This is a genomic window from Chryseobacterium sp. Chry.R1 (genome assembly GCF_039645525.1).
GTDB classification, from domain to species: domain Bacteria; phylum Bacteroidota; class Bacteroidia; order Flavobacteriales; family Weeksellaceae; genus Chryseobacterium; species Chryseobacterium proteolyticum.
Map to the genome: position 1 here is coordinate 4,448,264 of NZ_CP151793.1, position 17,307 is coordinate 4,465,570.

A 17,307-nucleotide genomic window follows, 5' to 3' on the forward strand; every position below is an offset into this window, starting at 1 on the left:
ATTTAACTTTTGTTCAAAGATCTTTAAAGACCATATTTCTATAGAATTAAATTCGTGTAATTGTAACAAACAACCTTAATAAAAATCCGAGAAATTAATACTTTATAGGATTTATTATGAGTTGTTAATCTAATTTATTCGACAAGAGCGTGACGCTCGCGCAAGCAGAGAATGATATTTCTAGCTAAAAGTTTATTTGATAATCTTTTTAGGAAAAAAGTCTTTTAGATCAATTTCATAAATTATAGAATTGCATTCTTTTCCAGAACTATCCTCCTTAGGAATCTTCGAAATATTACTTAAAATATCATCTATATTTTCGTAAACAGCATTTCCTTTTAGATCAATGTGTATAATATTACAACGATTTTTATTATCCTGTATTGAAATACTAGACTTATATGTATTTATATCATATGGCAGATGAAGGTAACTATATTTCGTTAGGTATTCATAATTAAAGTCCTTATCGACTATAATCATTGAGGGTACAAACATATAATTATCTGCCGAACCTGTATATAAGGTAATATTGTAAATATCTTTCTGTTTATGATTTACACTTTGTGGAAATACAGTAATTATACCTTTATTATATTTTTTAGAAAAGAAAATAATATTTGCTTTGTCTTTAATATCTGAATGTAATTTTAAATCAAAATTTCTTCTATCTAACAAATAATAAATACTATAATTGTTATCATCAAATATTTTTATTAGATTCTGTTTTTGAGTTTTTAAATTAATTGAAAATTGTTTATTTTCTATATCTGCCATTTTCATTTGAGAAAATGCATTTAGATTAATAACAATAGCTAATAATATCAATACTTTATTTAATTGTTTTAGCTCCATATTATGTCATAATTATTTCTTTCGAGAAACATTACCATCTATATACATTACCCATCCGTCGATATAATTTTTTTTAGAGGTTTGATTAAAATTAGTAAAATCTTGAAATTTTCCTTTTCCCCTGCCACACAAATCTATTCGTGTGGTTACAAATCATAATGACCTGATAAATTATTAATATTAACAATATTTCCACTTCTTATTTTTAATTCCTCCACGGTGGCGCGAGCGTCACGCTCGTTGCCCACTCACTAATTACAAATTTAAATCTATTTCCAAAATTTTATGATCATCATTATAGTAGTTTCTTACACTACCATATTTCCATTCATAACGTTCTGTTACAAAAAACACTTTCAATAGGATTCTGATGGATGTAATTTAATTTTGCTCAAAGACCTTTAAAGACCATATTTCAATAGGTTTGTTATGTTGTTGCCAAAATTGAAATCTTTTCAATATTTGAATTTCTTTTACCTGCTAAAGTATTCCATTCTCGTAAAACTATCTATCCAAAATACTGTAGCAAAACTTATAAAATATGCCCCGTCTTTCTCCTAATAAAAATCCGAGAAAGTGTACCTTCTCGGATTTATATATAGATTGTTAATCTTTATTCGGGCACGAGCGTGACGCTAGCGCCAGCAGGGGATCGGGTAACGCCAGTTTATGAGAGGGAACTAATATTATCGCTTTTAATAAAATGTAAAACCTGGTATAAACCTTTGTATGGCAATCCTTGCTCTAAATCAAGTATAACATTATCATTATTTTTTAATCCCAATTTTAATTTTGTAAAATTATTTTTTTGATAAATGCCATTTTTCAATTCTTCTTTTAAGGCTGGAACAACTTCTATAATTTCATCTATTTTTACAAATGAAAAACTATCTTGCTTATTGATAATAATTCTATTATTAGTCAATAAAATCCAATTTGAAATATTTTCAAAAAAAGTAATTAATGGTTTTTCTTGATCAGATAAATTTGAAAACAATGCCTTGAATTGATTCTCATTATCTCTATTAATAATTTTAGTTTTAATCCCTTCCCCACCTTTTCTTTTGAAAATTGAAAGGTATATTGATGATTTATCTTTTATCATTTAAATATTATTTTAAAGTTTTTTGCAAAATAATTCCATTTCCAACCTTCTCGAATGAATAACCGAATCGTTGTGCTATATTTGGATTTAAAATCCTTGATTAATTACTGATGAATCATAAATAGATATTTTTCTTGCTCCTGCTCAAATCCCCGCTACCCCCATGCACTAATTACAAATTTAAATCTATTTCCAAAATTTCATGATCATCATTATAGTAATTTCTTGCACTGCTATATTTTCATTCATAAGGTTCTGTTACAAAACCACTTTCAATAGGATTCTGATGGATGTAATTTAATTTTTGCCCAAAGACCTTTAAAGACCATATCTCAATAGGTTTGTTATGTTGTTGACAAAATTGAAAAATCTTTCAATATTTGAATTTCTTTTGCCTGCTAAAGTATTCCATTCTTGTAAAACTATCTATCCAAAATACTGTAGCAAAACTTATAAAATATGCCCCGTCTTTCTTCTAATAAAAATCCGAGAAAGTGTACCTTCTCGGATTTATATATAGATTGTTAATCTTATTCGGGCACGAGCGTGACGCTCGCGCAAGCAGGGTTATTTATTATTGCTCACGGATTACAAAGCCGCGAGATCAGGTGATGATATTATTCATTCACTTTTGTAAACTCATATTTCTGCATATCATCTGGATCACCATCCCATATGAAAATATTCCAAGGCGGATTATTCCCATTAATTCCTTGTCCTGAAATATAAAATACGATTTCTCCTTCTCCTCCATCGTGCAATTCATATTTTATATAAACTCCACTGTTTATATTATCAATAATACCACTTTCAGCATCTTCTGTAAACTGCCAAGTTCCTTCTGCATTTAATTTTTTATTTTCATTTTTTGGAAAGCTACTGATTTTATGATAATCAATCCCTTTTAAAGTACAAGTTCCATTTTTATGCAATATGATATATGCTTCATCAGAAGACTTCCAAATACCTGTAAAGTCCGCTTTTTCCGGTTTAGAACCTATACAACTTAAGATAATTGATAAAAATGCGATTAATATATATTTTAAGTTTGTTTTCATTTTAGATATAATATTATTTCTGTCCAGTTAAATGATTGAGTTGTTTTAGACCCCCAACCTTCGCCCATTCACTAATTACAAATTTAAATCTATTTCCAAAATTTCCTGATCATCGTTATAGTAATTTTTTGCATTACTATATTTCCTTAAGGTCCTGTTATAAAACCACTTTCACTAGGATTCTGATGGATGTAATTTAATTTTACTCAAAAACCTTTAAAGACCATAAATAGTGTAATTCTAAAAACAACCTTAATAAAAATCCGAGAAATAGGTATTTTCTCGGATTTATTATGAGTTGTTAATCTAATTTATTCAGACACGAGCGTGACGCTCGCGCCAGCAGGGGCTTAAGATTCAAGCTAAATTAGCATTACAATTATTGTAAAATAATTCTCTCCAAATTAAAAAGATCCTTGAAAATTTATTCGCAGATCTTTTTATAAGTTGCTAATCTTAATGATATCTTTTATTAATTATCATAAAAAATAACACCCAGAATTGTGCTAAAATCTTCACTACTGAAGATGGAGCAACTTCTCTTATCACCATCAATGACAGATAATCTTACATTTTGTAAGTCTGAATTTTTCATTCGTGTAACTACTTCTTTATGTCCATCAAAGTAGTTTTTCGTATAATTACTTAAATCTAATCTATCATTATAAATATCATACAAATGTTGTCTTGTCTGAACAAAAGAATCCATAATTAAATTATTTTTAATCTTATTAATATAAGATTGAACTTGATCTAAATGGTCTCTAATACTATATAGATCATCTATTATTTTATCACTCATATTTATTAATTTTATCTTATATATGGTGTCCATGTTCCACGCTGGCGCGAGCGTCACCCTCGTTGCCCCTTCACTAATTACAAATTTAAATCTATTTCCAAAATTGCCTGATCATTATTATAGTAATTTCTTATACCATTATATTTCCATTTGTACAGTTAAAGGCTACTTTCAGACTCATTTAATATTAAATACTATAAACAAAAATCCGAGAAAGTGTACCTTCTCGGATTTATATATAGATTATTAATCTTTATTCAGTGACGCTTGCGCCAGCAGGGAGACAAACTACTATACTATTTTTTTAATACGTTTGTAAGTATTAGAAAGCTTAATACAAAGAATCCAAAAATCCCCACTATAATTCCAAAACTTATCCAAATCCATTTACGTTTTAATTGTTTTGGTTCTTTATCAAATTCTTCAAAATATTTTAAATATTTATCATTTTTCCATAAAAGCTGATTGTTGATTATATAAGGAATAATTAGCATAGTTGCAACAAATAACCATTTATAATAATTGCCTCCTAACCAAACATACTGTATCAAAGGTTTACCCAATGTTGCCTGAAAAATATTAAATAATCCGTATTCTATAAGAACTAATAAACCTCCCATTTGAATTCCTGCAATAGTAATGTTTTGACCATAGATGCGATTATTTATAGCATTATTGCGAGCTGATCTGATTTCTTGTGCTGAACTATTTTTTTTCTTCAACCAACTTTCTATAAATGGGATTTTATAAAATAAGTCAAATAATAATGCAATAGGATATGCTATTACTTTTGAAGCATTAACCTCGAATACATAAATGAAATAATGTATATAATTCCAAATTCTTTCTATAACTCTTATTTTAACCATTGCTTCGCCTTTTTTTCTGCGTAATCTCCACCATAATAACCTCCTAAAAATCCGCCTACAACTCCTCCAACAAATCCCCCGATAATTCCTCCTGGTAATGCTCCAACACCTTCAAAAGCAAGGCCTATAGTTCCTCCTAATTCACCTAACACAAGTGCCCCAGCTTTTGCTCCAATCCAAGCTCCGGCCATTCCTCCAGCTACACCAACACTTGCTACTTGTGCATTTTTTCCATAAGTCCAATTGTCTTGAGACACACTGTAAGCTATTTTTAAACCATTTAGAGTGTATCCTATGGTACCTGTTACTTTTCCTATTTTAGAGCCATAATTTACTAAAGACATTGTTCTTGTATATTGATTACCATAAAACACACGTCCACCTACAGTAGGGAAGTAAAGGCGTCCATTTGTTCCTATTCGGGTCATTCCTGCATTCGATGCTAACGAACCCGCGGTACTATCAAAAAAATCATTAATATTACCTGCAGTACCAATATAGTCACCTAAATCAAAACCTCCAAGCCTTACTTTATGTCCAACCAATTCTGTTGCTACAACTTCCATCTCTCCATTAATAATACTATTCTGACCAGCTGCTCCATTTGTCCAATAATATAAATAACCATTTTGGTTTGTTATACTAGAGGTAAGTCCCGACATAATGTCCTTATAAGCCTGTGTTTGCCCAAAAGATCCACCGCCACCGCCGCCATCAGTTCTAATATAAAACTTACCCATTTCATCTTCTAACCCCAGAAATTTTAAAATACCGGAACGGCTTCCAGGTCCCACATATTCCACCATACCCGGAGTGGCTCCATGGTAAAGCGACATTCCTTCGCCACTGCTGTCCGGAGCTTTTATTTTCCTCCCATCAGGATCGATAAACATAATAGGGTTATTAGCGGCATAATTATAAGGGGTAAGCCTTCTGTATTGCTCTGCTAATGGATCAATTACACCCCATCTTCCAATATCGGACATGTACATTCTGGCACCATAATCACTCCATCCTGTTTCTTTTTGTAATTCTTTGCCGTTGTATCCATAACTGTAGGCTGGATTACCTCCTAAGCTGTTATAGCCTTCATGCTTTAGTCCAAAAGGGTAATAGTTATTTTCTTCAACAATCTGGGTTCCTGCTCCATTTTTTGTATAACTTATACGCACATTTCCTAAATGGTCACTATAGCTGTAAATATACTTATTATTTTCAAAATTATAGTATCCTTCGGAGGTTGGAACAAATTTTAAAGTAAGAGGTGCCGTTGGCTTAATAATGCTCGCTGTGTTTTCATATTGGAATCCATCTACATATTCTGTTATAGTAAAGGTTTCTAAATTCTCTTCTCCCGAACCATACAGGTAAGTCTTCTTAAGCTTAACACCGTCTGCCCTGTATAAATATCTGGTATTAACATTGTATTCAGCATCCTGGGTTCCGGAAAGCCTTGGATTATAGGTTTTATCAAACATCACATAATCCGGTAGGTTCAGAAAATTATAATCAATCTGTAAAACTCCTTTGTCCACATGGTTCTTCATATTTCCATTATCATCATACGTGATCATTGTTCCTGAGCTATCCGGATATCCGGCATAATTTCCGGATGAATCCTTAACAGTGTTGAGCTTATTTCCGCTGTATGTATAAGTTAAATTATCTATTAATCCAGCCGCTCCCACTGAGTTTTTTCCATTCCTCTGCAATGAAGTAATATTGCTATTCATATCATATACAACCGACTCATTGTATAAATTGTTCTCTGGAACAGAAGCATTAGGTTCCGAATAGGTTCCCTTCTTTAATCTGTTCAAAGGATCATATTGATAATTATACCTTCTTAAAACCTGATCAGCCGCAGTTTTCCAGGTTACTTCAGCAATATTGCCGTTATATTTACCTGTGGACAATGAAGTATTGGCAGGATTCTGATATTTTAGCTCATATCCAAATAGTTTGGTTCCCAGATTACCGGGATCGTTCATTTTAATTACAGAACCTCTTACATTATAAGTGTAATCGATACTTTGCAAATTGTTCCCTACTTTTTTCTGAGACAGTTGTGATAATTCATTGTAAAAGTTCTCAGCAAGAAGTTCCTGAGGCTGGCCATTGACCTGATGCCATTGTTTTTTCAGCCTGTTCTGGTTGTCATATTCATAAGTTTGGGTAATAATTTTTTCAGTGTCTACTACCAACCTTTTATGATATACCTTTGACTGCTTTGTTATGCCTGCAAAGTCAAATTCTGTTTCTGTTTTGGTATAGCCTCCCAAGTGATTAATAGAATATCCTCCGATAGCCCGTCCTTTATTGTCGTAATACACATAATTCTTTGTCCATTTATCGTCTTCAATATTTTTCACCATTGACATAACAGGAAGGCCTTTGGTATTTACAGAAGTATTTTGTACATCCGTTATCACCGTCTGGTTCAATATAGTAGATGGAAAAGCAGGGTTGAAACTATATGAAGCATAGGTATCATAATAGTTAACACTTATTATTTTGAGATTTATTTTCGGAAAAGCATTTTGGGTATAATAAATATCTATTCCATTTGCTGTAAAGGAAGATGAGCTTCTCTCTTCATTATTGGCAGGATTTACTGTAATCCCATTAACCGAGTTTTGCAACGCTGATCTTAATTCTGTACTCGGATAAAATCCTGTATATGCCACTCTTCCATACTTATCATACTTCGTAAACATCCATCCTTTTGCTCCAAAAGTATTGGTAGTTGTCCTTAGGTTAGCATCCTGTGTTAGAATTATCCGGTCCTGCTGATCATAAATGATATATTCCCAGCCCTTTCCAGGTAATTTTTTTTCTACGAGCTTCCCTACGCCGTCGTAACGATATTGATAACAAAGGGCATCCAATTTAGTCTGATCGGGTGCTGTTGTAGCAACAGCCAATGGAGGTAATACATATACCAACTGGCCAAATTCATTATATACATAGTAAGTATCTATGTCTTTTGTTCCATCGTTTTTCCTTACCAAGACCGTTTTTCCTTCACCATTTTTAAACTCCGTGGTCGTGTTTAGATCCTCATCAGTAATGGTTGTTTTCATTAACTGATTTGCAGCATAGGTTCCAGACAGGGCAATTCCGGAATCAGTTCTGTTTTCAAGCCAATTTGTGGTACTGGTATATTTTTTCACTTCACCATTAATATTGGTATCGTAGCCCATATCAATAGGTTTCTGTGCCCAGGCCGTACCAACCGAAATTACTTGTTTCACACGATTGGTATATACATTATCGTAGATCTTTTCGGAATAAATCTTTTCATTTCCATATCCCGCAGCCGAAGCATTATCAAGGGGATTTCCATAAATGGCCCCATCTTGTGTTCCCGGCTGAGGTATAGGAAGATAATCTTTAACCTGTTTTCCAAGTGGATTATATTCAATAGGAGTCACTACATCCCTTCCAAGGGGAGTGGCTTTTATCGCAATGGTCTGAACAGGTCTCCCCAGTCCATCAAAATATTCTACGGTTTCTGTTTTCCTGACACAGTCCGCATCAAGACAATTTTTAGTATAAATAAAATTCTCAGCAGTGCTGGGGTATGTTTGTGCAAAAGATGATCCCGCTACAAACAATATGGTAAAAATATTTAAAATTCTTTTCATAAGTTTTGATTTTGTATTTATGTATTATGTACTCATGCATTTACATTAATACATTTTTAATTATGTACATTATACATCTACTGTTTGTAGTTATATTGATATTCCTGCAGTGTTTTACCTTCAGCATTCGTTACTTTAATCAATCGATTCGCATTATCGTATACGTTAGTTATTCTGATTCCGTTCGCCGAAATACTATTGGTAACACCAATTAATGGGTCGTAAGTAGTTGCTGTTATACTAAAATCTTTTAAGGCGGTGTCATTTCTCAGGTTTTCTAAGGCCGTTAAAAGAGCAGGTTCGGTTGCAGGATTGTCACGGTCATTATTAGATGCTGTAATAGCTGCCTTTACAGTGGCCAGATTAGCTACCTGTGAATACGTTGCACCCGAGATCACAGCAATAGGTTGGCTTTGGTAATATCCCCAGATGGTCGTGGTAGGAATTCCGTTTTTTGCTGTAGTTTGTACAAGGTTTCCTTTATTATCATAAATATCTAAAGTCCCACCTCCCATCGCTGTCTGATTTTCCATATTATAGCTAATCATAGAAGTGGGATAAAGATGAGCAGCATTGTCAAATTTTGTTTCCGCTTTTCCTATGAGCTTGCCGTTTTTTTTAACAGAAGTTTCCAATGGAACATCTACCATATTTGCCGTCAGAAGTTTCTGAATCCCTTTATCAGCAGGATAAAGAATCGTTTTTTCCACAATAGTTCCATCTGATAAGGTTTCCTTTGAAGAAGTCATATTGTTGTAAATATCTTCAAACTGGCTTTCAGAAGAGCTTACCAATTTTTTGGTAGTTCCAGCAATATAATTTTCAGTAGTGGAAGACTGTTTAGAGATATTGATCTTTTTTACAGGGTTTCCATTAAAGTTGATATTAGCAAGTGGCACATCTTTATAGGTGTATTGCATTTCAGATTTCTGCAAAAGTTGATTGGTAGGACTATAGTCTTCCTTTTTTTGTAAGAGTCCCATTGTAAAAAGGTAGTCACTCATACTTTTATCATCGTCACTACTAAAAGAAGATGGAAGACCTAAAAAAGTGGTATAAGGATAAAAATAATATTTTGAATAACTCTTATCAATCATATTTGTGGCCTTAATATTCGTATATCCTACTGGCGTCGTTGCCCTCGGACTGCCTTCTAAATACTGCATATTTACGGAATAATTTACTCCAAAGCCACTGGATAATAATGGATCGGTAAAAGTAGCATAATCATAGAGTGTATAACTTATAGGTATTGTAGAACCTGGATTGAAATTTTTAATGCTTTTAATTCTTAATCCATTTCCATAAATATTTTTATCTTTTCTCTGCTGCTTAGGGGCATATATTTCCACGGTTCCATATCCTTTTTTTAAACCTGAAAATTTAACATTAAGAGGGTCTGAATTGAAAAAATTAAATCGATCTACGTCAAAACATTCTTGTTGAGTTACCGGATTTACAAATTTATTTGGAGTTTGATTATTGATCGTATATTTTATGTCGTATATAATACCAGGGTGTCCGGGAGCAGAAGGATGAAGAGTATAATTGTATTTTATAAATAGATCACTTTGATATCCCACTGGTAAAGTAATTGTATAAAGGCTTGATACCTGAGTATCAAAATTTAAAGTGTATATTTTATCAAAATCATAATTATCATAGTAGCAATTGGCTCCTGAGCAATTGTTTGACCCGGCAGAAGAATGTGATTCGAATTCATATTCTGTAATTCCTCCGGTAGGTAAAATGATACGTTTTAAAGAACCATAGTTAACTGTATTACGGTTGGTGAAATAAGGAGTGCGCAATTCTCCATCATCCATATTACAAGGATCGTAATAAGATGGATATCCAAAATTATCTATCAGCATATTTGGTCCGGAATAGTTCTCATTATTGTATTCAAAACTAAATTTCTGTACAGGATTATTATTTTTATCTATGTTGATCAGCTCTTTTAAATACCCTGTATTGGTAAAGCCGTATTGATTAATAATTTGGTTTTGAGTGTTCTTTAGTATTACTTTTTTCAACACATACCAATCTTTGTCACCAGGTGAATTAAGGTTAGTGGGTGTACCATTGTTAACATAATCATATTCAATACTACCAACTCCATTAATCAATATTTTCTTTATTTTTTGAGTTTGGAGAGTTCCGGATGGTTGGGTAATATTCTCTGTAGCAGTCAAGTATTCAATCGTAGCGACCTCTTCATTTTTGACATTGAAAATTTTTGACAGAAAAAATCCGCTATTGATAAATTTGGTTTTCTGTGCTATAGCTATAGGAGTTGTATCGAAACCATCACCTATATACATTTTATTAATATTCGTTTTGTCAAATAGGTAACGGTTTCCTTTAGTATCTACGATGGTAAATGATTTTACTTTATTAGGTTTTGCATTATCTTTGGTAACAATGATCTTATCATTGGAAGGCATAGTATGAACACCTATTAATTCACCACTCGTCTTATCCATTCCAATATAAAACTTTCCACTTCCACCTGGATAATCATAATAATATACATCAGACCAGGCCTCTTTGGCAGTTCCTGTTGGAATATAAAAATCAGTATCAACTGTCGTTTTATTTCTCACAATATTTCCTATTGGAGATAGATTCCATCCTTTTCCGACATCACTGATAAGGTTAAAGGATGAACCGCTAACTGCAGTATAACTTAGGGACAAATTGATATTAACTCCCGTTGTTGGTACTGTAACATTAAATAACGGAAAAGAAATATTGGGTATGCCCTGAAACAAATTAGCATCACCGTTGGTTACATAATCATACTTTTGAAGTCCTATTTTATCCTGTGCTGAGATACTAATAATGCCCAAAAGAGCTATTAATATAAAAATATTGCGTTCTATTTTTTTCATCTTATATTATTTCTTAATCAATTTAGCATTAGCCGTTTTATTCGTATCCGTCTTGATCACCACCAGGTAAGCACCTTGTATCAACGGCTGTGTATTAATCTTAGTCACCTTATTCTTCGTTTTTAGATTCTGAAGCTGTCTTCCGCCCATATCATACAAAGTAATATCCGCTTCCCTGAAATCAAAGCCTATTTCTACATAAGCATAATCTGATACCGGATTCGGATAGATCTTGATATCTTGTTTCTCAATTAGCTGATCCAATTGCTTGTCTCCCAGCTTCACAATCTTCCAGTTCTCCTTCCCTAATTCCTCTGCACTGGTTCCTGCTAAAATAATGGAACCATCTCTGTTCAGCTTAATATCCGATAATCTCTCCTCTCTCTTTCTGGATTCTCCCTTCACATGCTTTCTCCACTGTTCATTTCCATTACTGTCCAAATACAGCATCCAGAATGTTTCATCATCTGTTTCTATTCTTCCTTCTGCCTGAGTATATCCACCCAACAATATTCCTTTAGTTGAGGGTTGAGAGCTGTCAGTTGATAGCTGATTTAGGGCAGTCATACCCATCAAAACATCCCTGTTTTTGAAATTGTAGGATTTCTGCCACTGTTCATCTCCTCGTTCATTTAAAGAAACCAACCACAAATCTGTTCCTTCTTCTATTCCTACCGTCTTGTTTCCGGATCTCTCACTTCTGGATTCTCCTCCAATGATATAACCGTTTGAGGTTAAAGCCAGTGTTCTTAGATGGTCATCTCCTTTTCCTCCCAGGTTCTTTTCCCATTCTATCTTTCCTTCTTTGTTTAGTTTTACGATCCAGTAATCTCCTTCACCAAAGTTTTCAGTTGTTTTTGCATAACGGGATACGGAATCTGAGGTTCCTGTGGCTGAGTTTTGATTCCCGGAATTGGAAATACGAAACTCGGAACTTCTTGAATAGATTCCCAGAAGTGCTCCTCCGTCTCTTGTAGGGATCATCTTCTCCACTTCGTCTAATCCTCTTCCTCCTAAAATAAGTTGTGAAAGTTCTTTTCCGTTTTTATCGAGTCTGATAATCAGGATATCTTTTGAACCGTAACCTTTGGAAGAATTCTGAACATTTCCGGCTACAACAAATCCTAAATCTGTGGTTTGGATAACTGCCCTGGCTTCTTCATCAGCACTTGTTCCCAAAGTCTTCTGCCACAATTCATCACCAAATTCATTAATCCTGATGAGCCAGATATCTGATCCTCCTTTAGATTCATCTTTTTTATCTATTCCCTTTCCGGAATATGAGGTTCCTGAAATTAGAAAGCCTCCTTCCTGGGTAGCTACGGTAGAAGACAAATAATCATGATTGTTTCCGGAGAAATACTTTTCCCAAACCTGATCTCCTTGCTGGTTCAGCTTCACCAAATGAAAGTCATATCCATTATTTTGCTGGATATTGCTTCCTGCATCTTTCTTCTGGTTTCCAGCCTGTATGACACTTCCTGTTATCAGATACTGCTGATCGATTGTTGTGGTTACCTGGCTTAGGAAATCCTGGGTAGAAGATTTGATATCTTTTTGCCAAACCACTTCCTGGGCCGATAGCCAGGAAATAATGCACATAGAAAGTACACTGAAGTAGAGTTTTTTCATGCCTTGTGTTTAATTGTTAAATTCATTTTTATAATTGCCGCAAAAGTAATCTTTTTTATCTCACAACGAAAAGACTTATCGAAAATTTTTGACTTCATCTTTTTCATTTGTACAAAGTTAGCTTTGAATTGCGACAAAACTCGTCGCATTATAAAACCAAAAGTCTTTCCTCACAAGCAAAACTTTCTATCAAAATCATATTTATCATTTCAAAAATATTTTATACCTTCGCTTCGTGATTACAAATAACGGAACATATTACTATAGAATATTTAACTCAGATCTGGGATAGAGATTCTTATATATGATATACAACCTCGTCCTAGGACGGGGTTTTTTATTTTAAAATGAAAAGAACATGAAAATAAGTATTGTCGGTGTAGGTCTCATTGGAGGCTCTATCGCTTTAAAGTTGAGAGAAAAAGGAATTGCCGATTTTATCTACGGAATAGACAACAGCAGCAGGCACCTTGATGAAGCATTAAGCTTACATATCATCGATGCCAAGGTAGACCTGGAATATGGAATCAGGAATTCCGATCTTGTGATTATAGCTATTCCGGTGGATTCTGCGAGAAAGCTTTTACCTACAGTTTTAGATCTGGTATCAGACACCCAAACGGTAATGGATGCAGGATCCACCAAAGCAGGAATTGTAAACGGCGTAAAAGATCACCCGAACAGGTCGAGGTTTGTAGCTTTCCACCCGATGTGGGGTACGGAAAACAGCGGACCGAAATCAGCCGTTGCAGAGAGCTTCTCAGGAAAAGCCGGGGTGATATGCAACAAAGAAGAATCCGCAGAAGACGCTCTTGCCCTCGTTCAGAAAATTGTAGAAGGCCTGGATATGCACCTTATTTATATGAATGCTGAAGACCACGATGTCCACACCGCGTACATCTCTCATATCTCTCACATTACATCTTACGCCTTAGCCAACACCGTGCTGGAAAAAGAAAAAGAGGAAGACACCATCTTCCAGCTGGCAAGTTCGGGTTTCTCGAGTACGGTAAGACTAGCCAAATCCCATCCGGAAATGTGGGTTCCGATCTTTAAACAAAATAAAGAAAATGTTCTGGATGTCCTTAATGAACATATTTCGCAGCTACGCAAGTTTAAGGCTGCTCTGGAAAAAGAAAATTACGAATATTTAACGGAGCTGATCTCCAATGCCAATAAAATAAGAGGAATACTGGATAAGTAATCCTCTTATTGAATATTTTTCTTTGTTATTTCGATGAAGGAGAATTATCTATCGTAACTTTAGTAATTGATTGTATCTTTTCTTTTGTCTTGAAACAAAAGAAACAAAAATTCAAGACTGGAAACTGCGGCTAAAAATGAATCCTGTTCTCTAAAAATTCTATAACTCGTGCGGATTTGAAGTATGTTTATTATTAACTTTTCTCTCCGCACTCAGACAGTAGAATTTTTTTAACGTTCACAGCATTCATTTTCTTAACGCCTACGTTTCCTAGGTCACTATAAAAAGGTACATTTTTTCTAAACTTATAAAGCTTTAGGACTATCAGTTTAAAAGAAAATTACTTTTGTGACAAATATTTCTAGCACTCCGGAACATTGACTGCAATAGCCAACCCTCCTTCCGAAGTTTCTTTAAAACGGTCACTCATCGATTGAGCTGTCTCCCACATCGTCTGAATAACTTCATCCAAAGTTACCCTCGCTTTTGCAGGATCACTTTCAAGAGCGATATTGGCTGCGGTGATCGCTTTCATTGCTCCCATTGTATTTCTTTCAATACACGGAATCTGCACCAATCCTTTGATCGGATCACAGGTAAGACCCAAATGATGTTCCATAGCGATTTCAGCCGCCATCAGCACCTGTCCTACACTTCCGCCTAAAATTTCAGTAAGTCCCGCTGCCGCCATAGCAGAAGATACTCCAACCTCAGCCTGGCATCCTCCCATAGCCGCGGAGATCGTGGCATTCTTTTTAAACAGGGTTCCGATTTCTCCGGCAACCAGTAAGAATCTTACAATATCATCCTCACTCGTGAATGGCGTGAAAGCCTGAGCATACATTAAAACGGCAGGAATAACACCACTCGCTCCGTTTGTAGGTGCTGTAATGATCCTTCCGAAGCTTGCATTCTCTTCATTGACAGCCAAAGCGAAGCAGGCAATCCATTTATTGATATTGGTGAAATTTTCTTCGGCATCTACTACCAGCTGAAACCATTCGTCAATATTCTTATATATTTTATCCCCTAAAAGTTTTCTGTTGATTCCGGCTGCCCTTCTGGTTACATTTAAACCACCAGGCAAAATTCCTTCTTTGTTGACTCCTTTGTAGATGCATTCTTTGATCTGTGTCCAGATATTCAATGCTTCCTGTCTGGTTTCTTCCTGGGTCCTCCAGCTTTCTTCATTAATCATGATCAGGTCTGAAAACTTTTCAAGCCCTAACTTATCACAATATTTTATAACATCTGAACCGTGATGACAAGGGTATAATGTGCGGACACAATGCTTTTGGATCGAATTTTTTTCCTGGCTTGCAATGAATCCTCCTCCTACGGAATAGAAGTCCTGGACCAGTTCGGTTCCATCTTCGAAAACGGCTCTGAAAATCATTCCGTTCGGATGGAAATCGAGGGATTTTTGCATATTGAGAACCAGATGATAGCCGTAGATAAAAGGAATTTCTTTCTCTCCACCCAGATTGATGATCTCATCTCTTTTTATTTTCTCAATTTTCTCATCAATTTTTGAAGTATTGATCGTCTTGTAATCCTCACCATTCAATCCCAGCATTCCCGCGATATCTGTACCATGTCCTATCCCGGTTTTTGCTAAAGAACCGAAAAATTCAAGAAAGACCTCTTTCACCTCTGTGATCGATCTTTCTCTCTTTATAATTCTGATAAATGCAGAAGCTGCATTCCATGGTCCCATCGTATGCGAACTGGACGGGCCTATGCCAACTTTAATAATCTCAAATACTGATATTGATTCCATAAAAGATTCATCATTTTTCCTCATCACAAAGATACATGATAAATCGTTATTATGCTTCCCTTCACACAAGGATTAAAATAATTATTTAAGTACCCGCTACCATTTAAGGCTTTCTTCATGCTGAGACATGTCCAGCCCCATATTTTCCGACTCTTCGGATACCCGGAGGGTAATCATTCTGTTTGTCAGCCGGTACAAAACCAGAGAGCCGAAAAATGCAAACACAGAAACCAGAACCAGCGCCATCATATGGTGGGCAAATACTTCAATCCCTCCATGCAGAAGGCTTGCATTTTCACCATGCGCAAAAATAGCGGTCAGGATCATTCCCATGATTCCCCCTACTCCATGGCATGCAAAAACATCCAGGGTATCGTCTATTTTTTTGAGTTTCTTCCAGTTCATCATCAGATTGGAAACAATAGCTGAAATAAATCCGATAAATAAACTTTCCGGAACAGATACAAAGCCACATCCCGGGGTAATGGCAACCAGACCTACTACAGCACCGATGCATGCTCCTAATGCAGAAACACTTCTCCCGTTAATTCGGTCAAAGAGTATCCATGTCATCATCGCTGATGCCGAAGCTATAGTTGTGGTTCCGAAAGCTGTGGCAGCAGTTGCATTCGCTCCCAGTGCAGATCCGGCATTGAAACCAAACCAACCGAACCAAAGCATTCCTGTTCCCAGAAGTACAAAAGGGATATTCGAAGGTTCATGGTGAGGGTTTTTCCTGTTTCCTACAACCATTGCTCCTGCCAAAGCAGCAAATCCTGCGCTCATATGCACTACGGTTCCGCCTGCAAAATCTTTGACACCAAAATATTTATTCAACAAACCGTCCGGATGCCATACCATATGGCAAAGGGGCGTATAAATGAATATACTGAAAAGAACCATGAACAGCAGATAGGAAATAAAGCGCACCCGTTCGGCAAAAGAACCGGTGATCAGTGCGGGAGTTATCACCGCAAACTTCATCTGAAAAAGAGCGAATAAAATAAACGGAATGGTAGAAGCCATCGCCTTGTGCGGCAAGACACCTACATGATTAAAAAAGGGGTAACTCAAGGGATTACCGATCAGTCCATAGTGCTCTCCGTTCATTTCAAACCCTATAGAATCACCGAATGACAAAGAAAATCCAACTACAACCCACAGAATAGAAATGACTCCTAAAGCAATAAAACTTTGCAACATGGTGGAGATCACATTCTTTTTACCCACCATTCCACCATAAAAGAAGGACAACCCCGGTGTCATCAGCAATACCAGTCCTGCTGCTGCTAAAATCCACGCCACATCAGCCCCTACGATCTTATCTTCGCTTAAAAACTCACCTGAATCCGGCAGGTCCGTTACCGGTGACCAAAACAAACCACCGATAGCAACCATTGATATCACCGCAAAGGACACGATCCATTTCAAACCAATTTTCATAAAAATCTATTTTAACCC

The 17,307-nt window shown here is 35.4% G+C and carries 11 protein-coding genes and 1 pseudogene; 1 reads left to right on the forward strand and 11 read right to left on the reverse strand.

Annotation, left to right across the window (positions count from 1 at the left end):
- Positions 1-192: 192 nt before the first annotated feature.
- From AAEU33_RS19825 to AAEU33_RS19865, 9 genes and pseudogenes are all read right to left on the reverse strand, one after another.
- On the reverse strand, positions 193-855 hold the full coding sequence (locus tag AAEU33_RS19825; protein WP_345989856.1) for a hypothetical protein: 663 nt from the start codon (positions 853-855) through the stop codon (positions 193-195).
- A 667-nt stretch (positions 856-1,522) separates the two neighbouring features.
- Positions 1,523-1,960, reverse strand: coding sequence for a hypothetical protein (locus tag AAEU33_RS19830; RefSeq protein ID WP_345989857.1), 438 nt, complete (start codon positions 1,958-1,960; stop codon positions 1,523-1,525).
- A gap of 172 nt (positions 1,961-2,132) precedes the next feature.
- A pseudogene (locus AAEU33_RS19835) lies at positions 2,133-2,414 on the reverse strand (hypothetical protein).
- 163 nt (positions 2,415-2,577) lie between these two features.
- Positions 2,578-3,018, reverse strand: coding sequence for a hypothetical protein (locus AAEU33_RS19840; RefSeq protein WP_345989859.1), 441 nt, complete (start codon positions 3,016-3,018; stop codon positions 2,578-2,580).
- 472 nt (positions 3,019-3,490) lie between these two features.
- Positions 3,491-3,820, reverse strand: coding sequence for a hypothetical protein (locus tag AAEU33_RS19845; RefSeq protein ID WP_345989861.1), 330 nt, complete (start codon positions 3,818-3,820; stop codon positions 3,491-3,493).
- 296 nt (positions 3,821-4,116) lie between these two features.
- Positions 4,117-4,689, reverse strand: coding sequence for a hypothetical protein (locus AAEU33_RS19850; RefSeq protein WP_345989863.1), 573 nt, complete (start codon positions 4,687-4,689; stop codon positions 4,117-4,119).
- On the reverse strand, positions 4,677-8,336 hold the full coding sequence (locus tag AAEU33_RS19855; RefSeq protein WP_345989864.1) for a DUF6443 domain-containing protein: 3,660 nt from the start codon (positions 8,334-8,336) through the stop codon (positions 4,677-4,679). Before AAEU33_RS19855 ends, AAEU33_RS19850 begins: the two co-directional genes overlap by 13 nt.
- A gap of 77 nt (positions 8,337-8,413) precedes the next feature.
- The gene (locus AAEU33_RS19860; protein WP_345989866.1) at positions 8,414-11,230 is read right to left on the reverse strand and encodes a hypothetical protein; all 2,817 of its coding nucleotides are present in this window, start codon (positions 11,228-11,230) and stop codon (positions 8,414-8,416) included.
- A 6-nt stretch (positions 11,231-11,236) separates the two neighbouring features.
- Positions 11,237-12,862 carry a T9SS type A sorting domain-containing protein gene (locus AAEU33_RS19865; protein WP_345989867.1) on the reverse strand — a complete coding sequence of 542 codons (1,626 nt, stop codon included), beginning with the start codon at positions 12,860-12,862 and terminating at the stop codon, positions 11,237-11,239.
- A 358-nt stretch (positions 12,863-13,220) separates the two neighbouring features.
- Between AAEU33_RS19865 and AAEU33_RS19870 the strand changes: the two genes are divergently transcribed.
- Positions 13,221-14,066, forward strand: a complete 846-nt coding sequence (locus tag AAEU33_RS19870; RefSeq protein WP_345989869.1) for a prephenate dehydrogenase — start codon at positions 13,221-13,223, stop codon at positions 14,064-14,066.
- A gap of 361 nt (positions 14,067-14,427) precedes the next feature.
- Here AAEU33_RS19870 and AAEU33_RS19875 read toward each other — a convergent pair whose 3' ends face one another.
- On the reverse strand, positions 14,428-15,846 hold the full coding sequence (locus AAEU33_RS19875) for an L-serine ammonia-lyase (RefSeq protein WP_345989871.1): 1,419 nt from the start codon (positions 15,844-15,846) through the stop codon (positions 14,428-14,430).
- A 96-nt stretch (positions 15,847-15,942) separates the two neighbouring features.
- Entirely contained in the window at positions 15,943-17,289 is a 1,347-nt protein-coding gene (locus tag AAEU33_RS19880; protein ID WP_345989872.1) for an ammonium transporter, read from the reverse strand.
- Positions 17,290-17,307 lie beyond the last annotated feature (18 nt).

Excerpts from the sequence above, each read along its gene's own strand:
- AAEU33_RS19825 (WP_345989856.1), bottom strand. The coding sequence starts at position 855 with ATGGAGCTAAAACAATTAAATAAAGTATTGATATTATTAGCTATTGTT.
- AAEU33_RS19830 (WP_345989857.1), bottom strand. The coding sequence starts at position 1,960 with ATGATAAAAGATAAATCATCAATATACCTTTCAATTTTCAAAAGAAAA.
- AAEU33_RS19840 (WP_345989859.1), bottom strand. The coding sequence starts at position 3,018 with ATGAAAACAAACTTAAAATATATATTAATCGCATTTTTATCAATTATC.
- AAEU33_RS19845 (WP_345989861.1), bottom strand. The coding sequence starts at position 3,820 with ATGAGTGATAAAATAATAGATGATCTATATAGTATTAGAGACCATTTA.
- AAEU33_RS19850 (WP_345989863.1), bottom strand. The coding sequence starts at position 4,689 with ATGGTTAAAATAAGAGTTATAGAAAGAATTTGGAATTATATACATTAT.
- AAEU33_RS19855 (WP_345989864.1), bottom strand. The coding sequence starts at position 8,336 with ATGAAAAGAATTTTAAATATTTTTACCATATTGTTTGTAGCGGGATCA.
- AAEU33_RS19860 (WP_345989866.1), bottom strand. The coding sequence starts at position 11,230 with ATGAAAAAAATAGAACGCAATATTTTTATATTAATAGCTCTTTTGGGC.
- AAEU33_RS19865 (WP_345989867.1), bottom strand. The coding sequence starts at position 12,862 with ATGAAAAAACTCTACTTCAGTGTACTTTCTATGTGCATTATTTCCTGG.
- AAEU33_RS19870 (WP_345989869.1), top strand. The coding sequence starts at position 13,221 with ATGAAAATAAGTATTGTCGGTGTAGGTCTCATTGGAGGCTCTATCGCT.
- AAEU33_RS19875 (WP_345989871.1), bottom strand. The coding sequence starts at position 15,846 with ATGGAATCAATATCAGTATTTGAGATTATTAAAGTTGGCATAGGCCCG.
- AAEU33_RS19880 (WP_345989872.1), bottom strand. The coding sequence starts at position 17,289 with ATGAAAATTGGTTTGAAATGGATCGTGTCCTTTGCGGTGATATCAATG.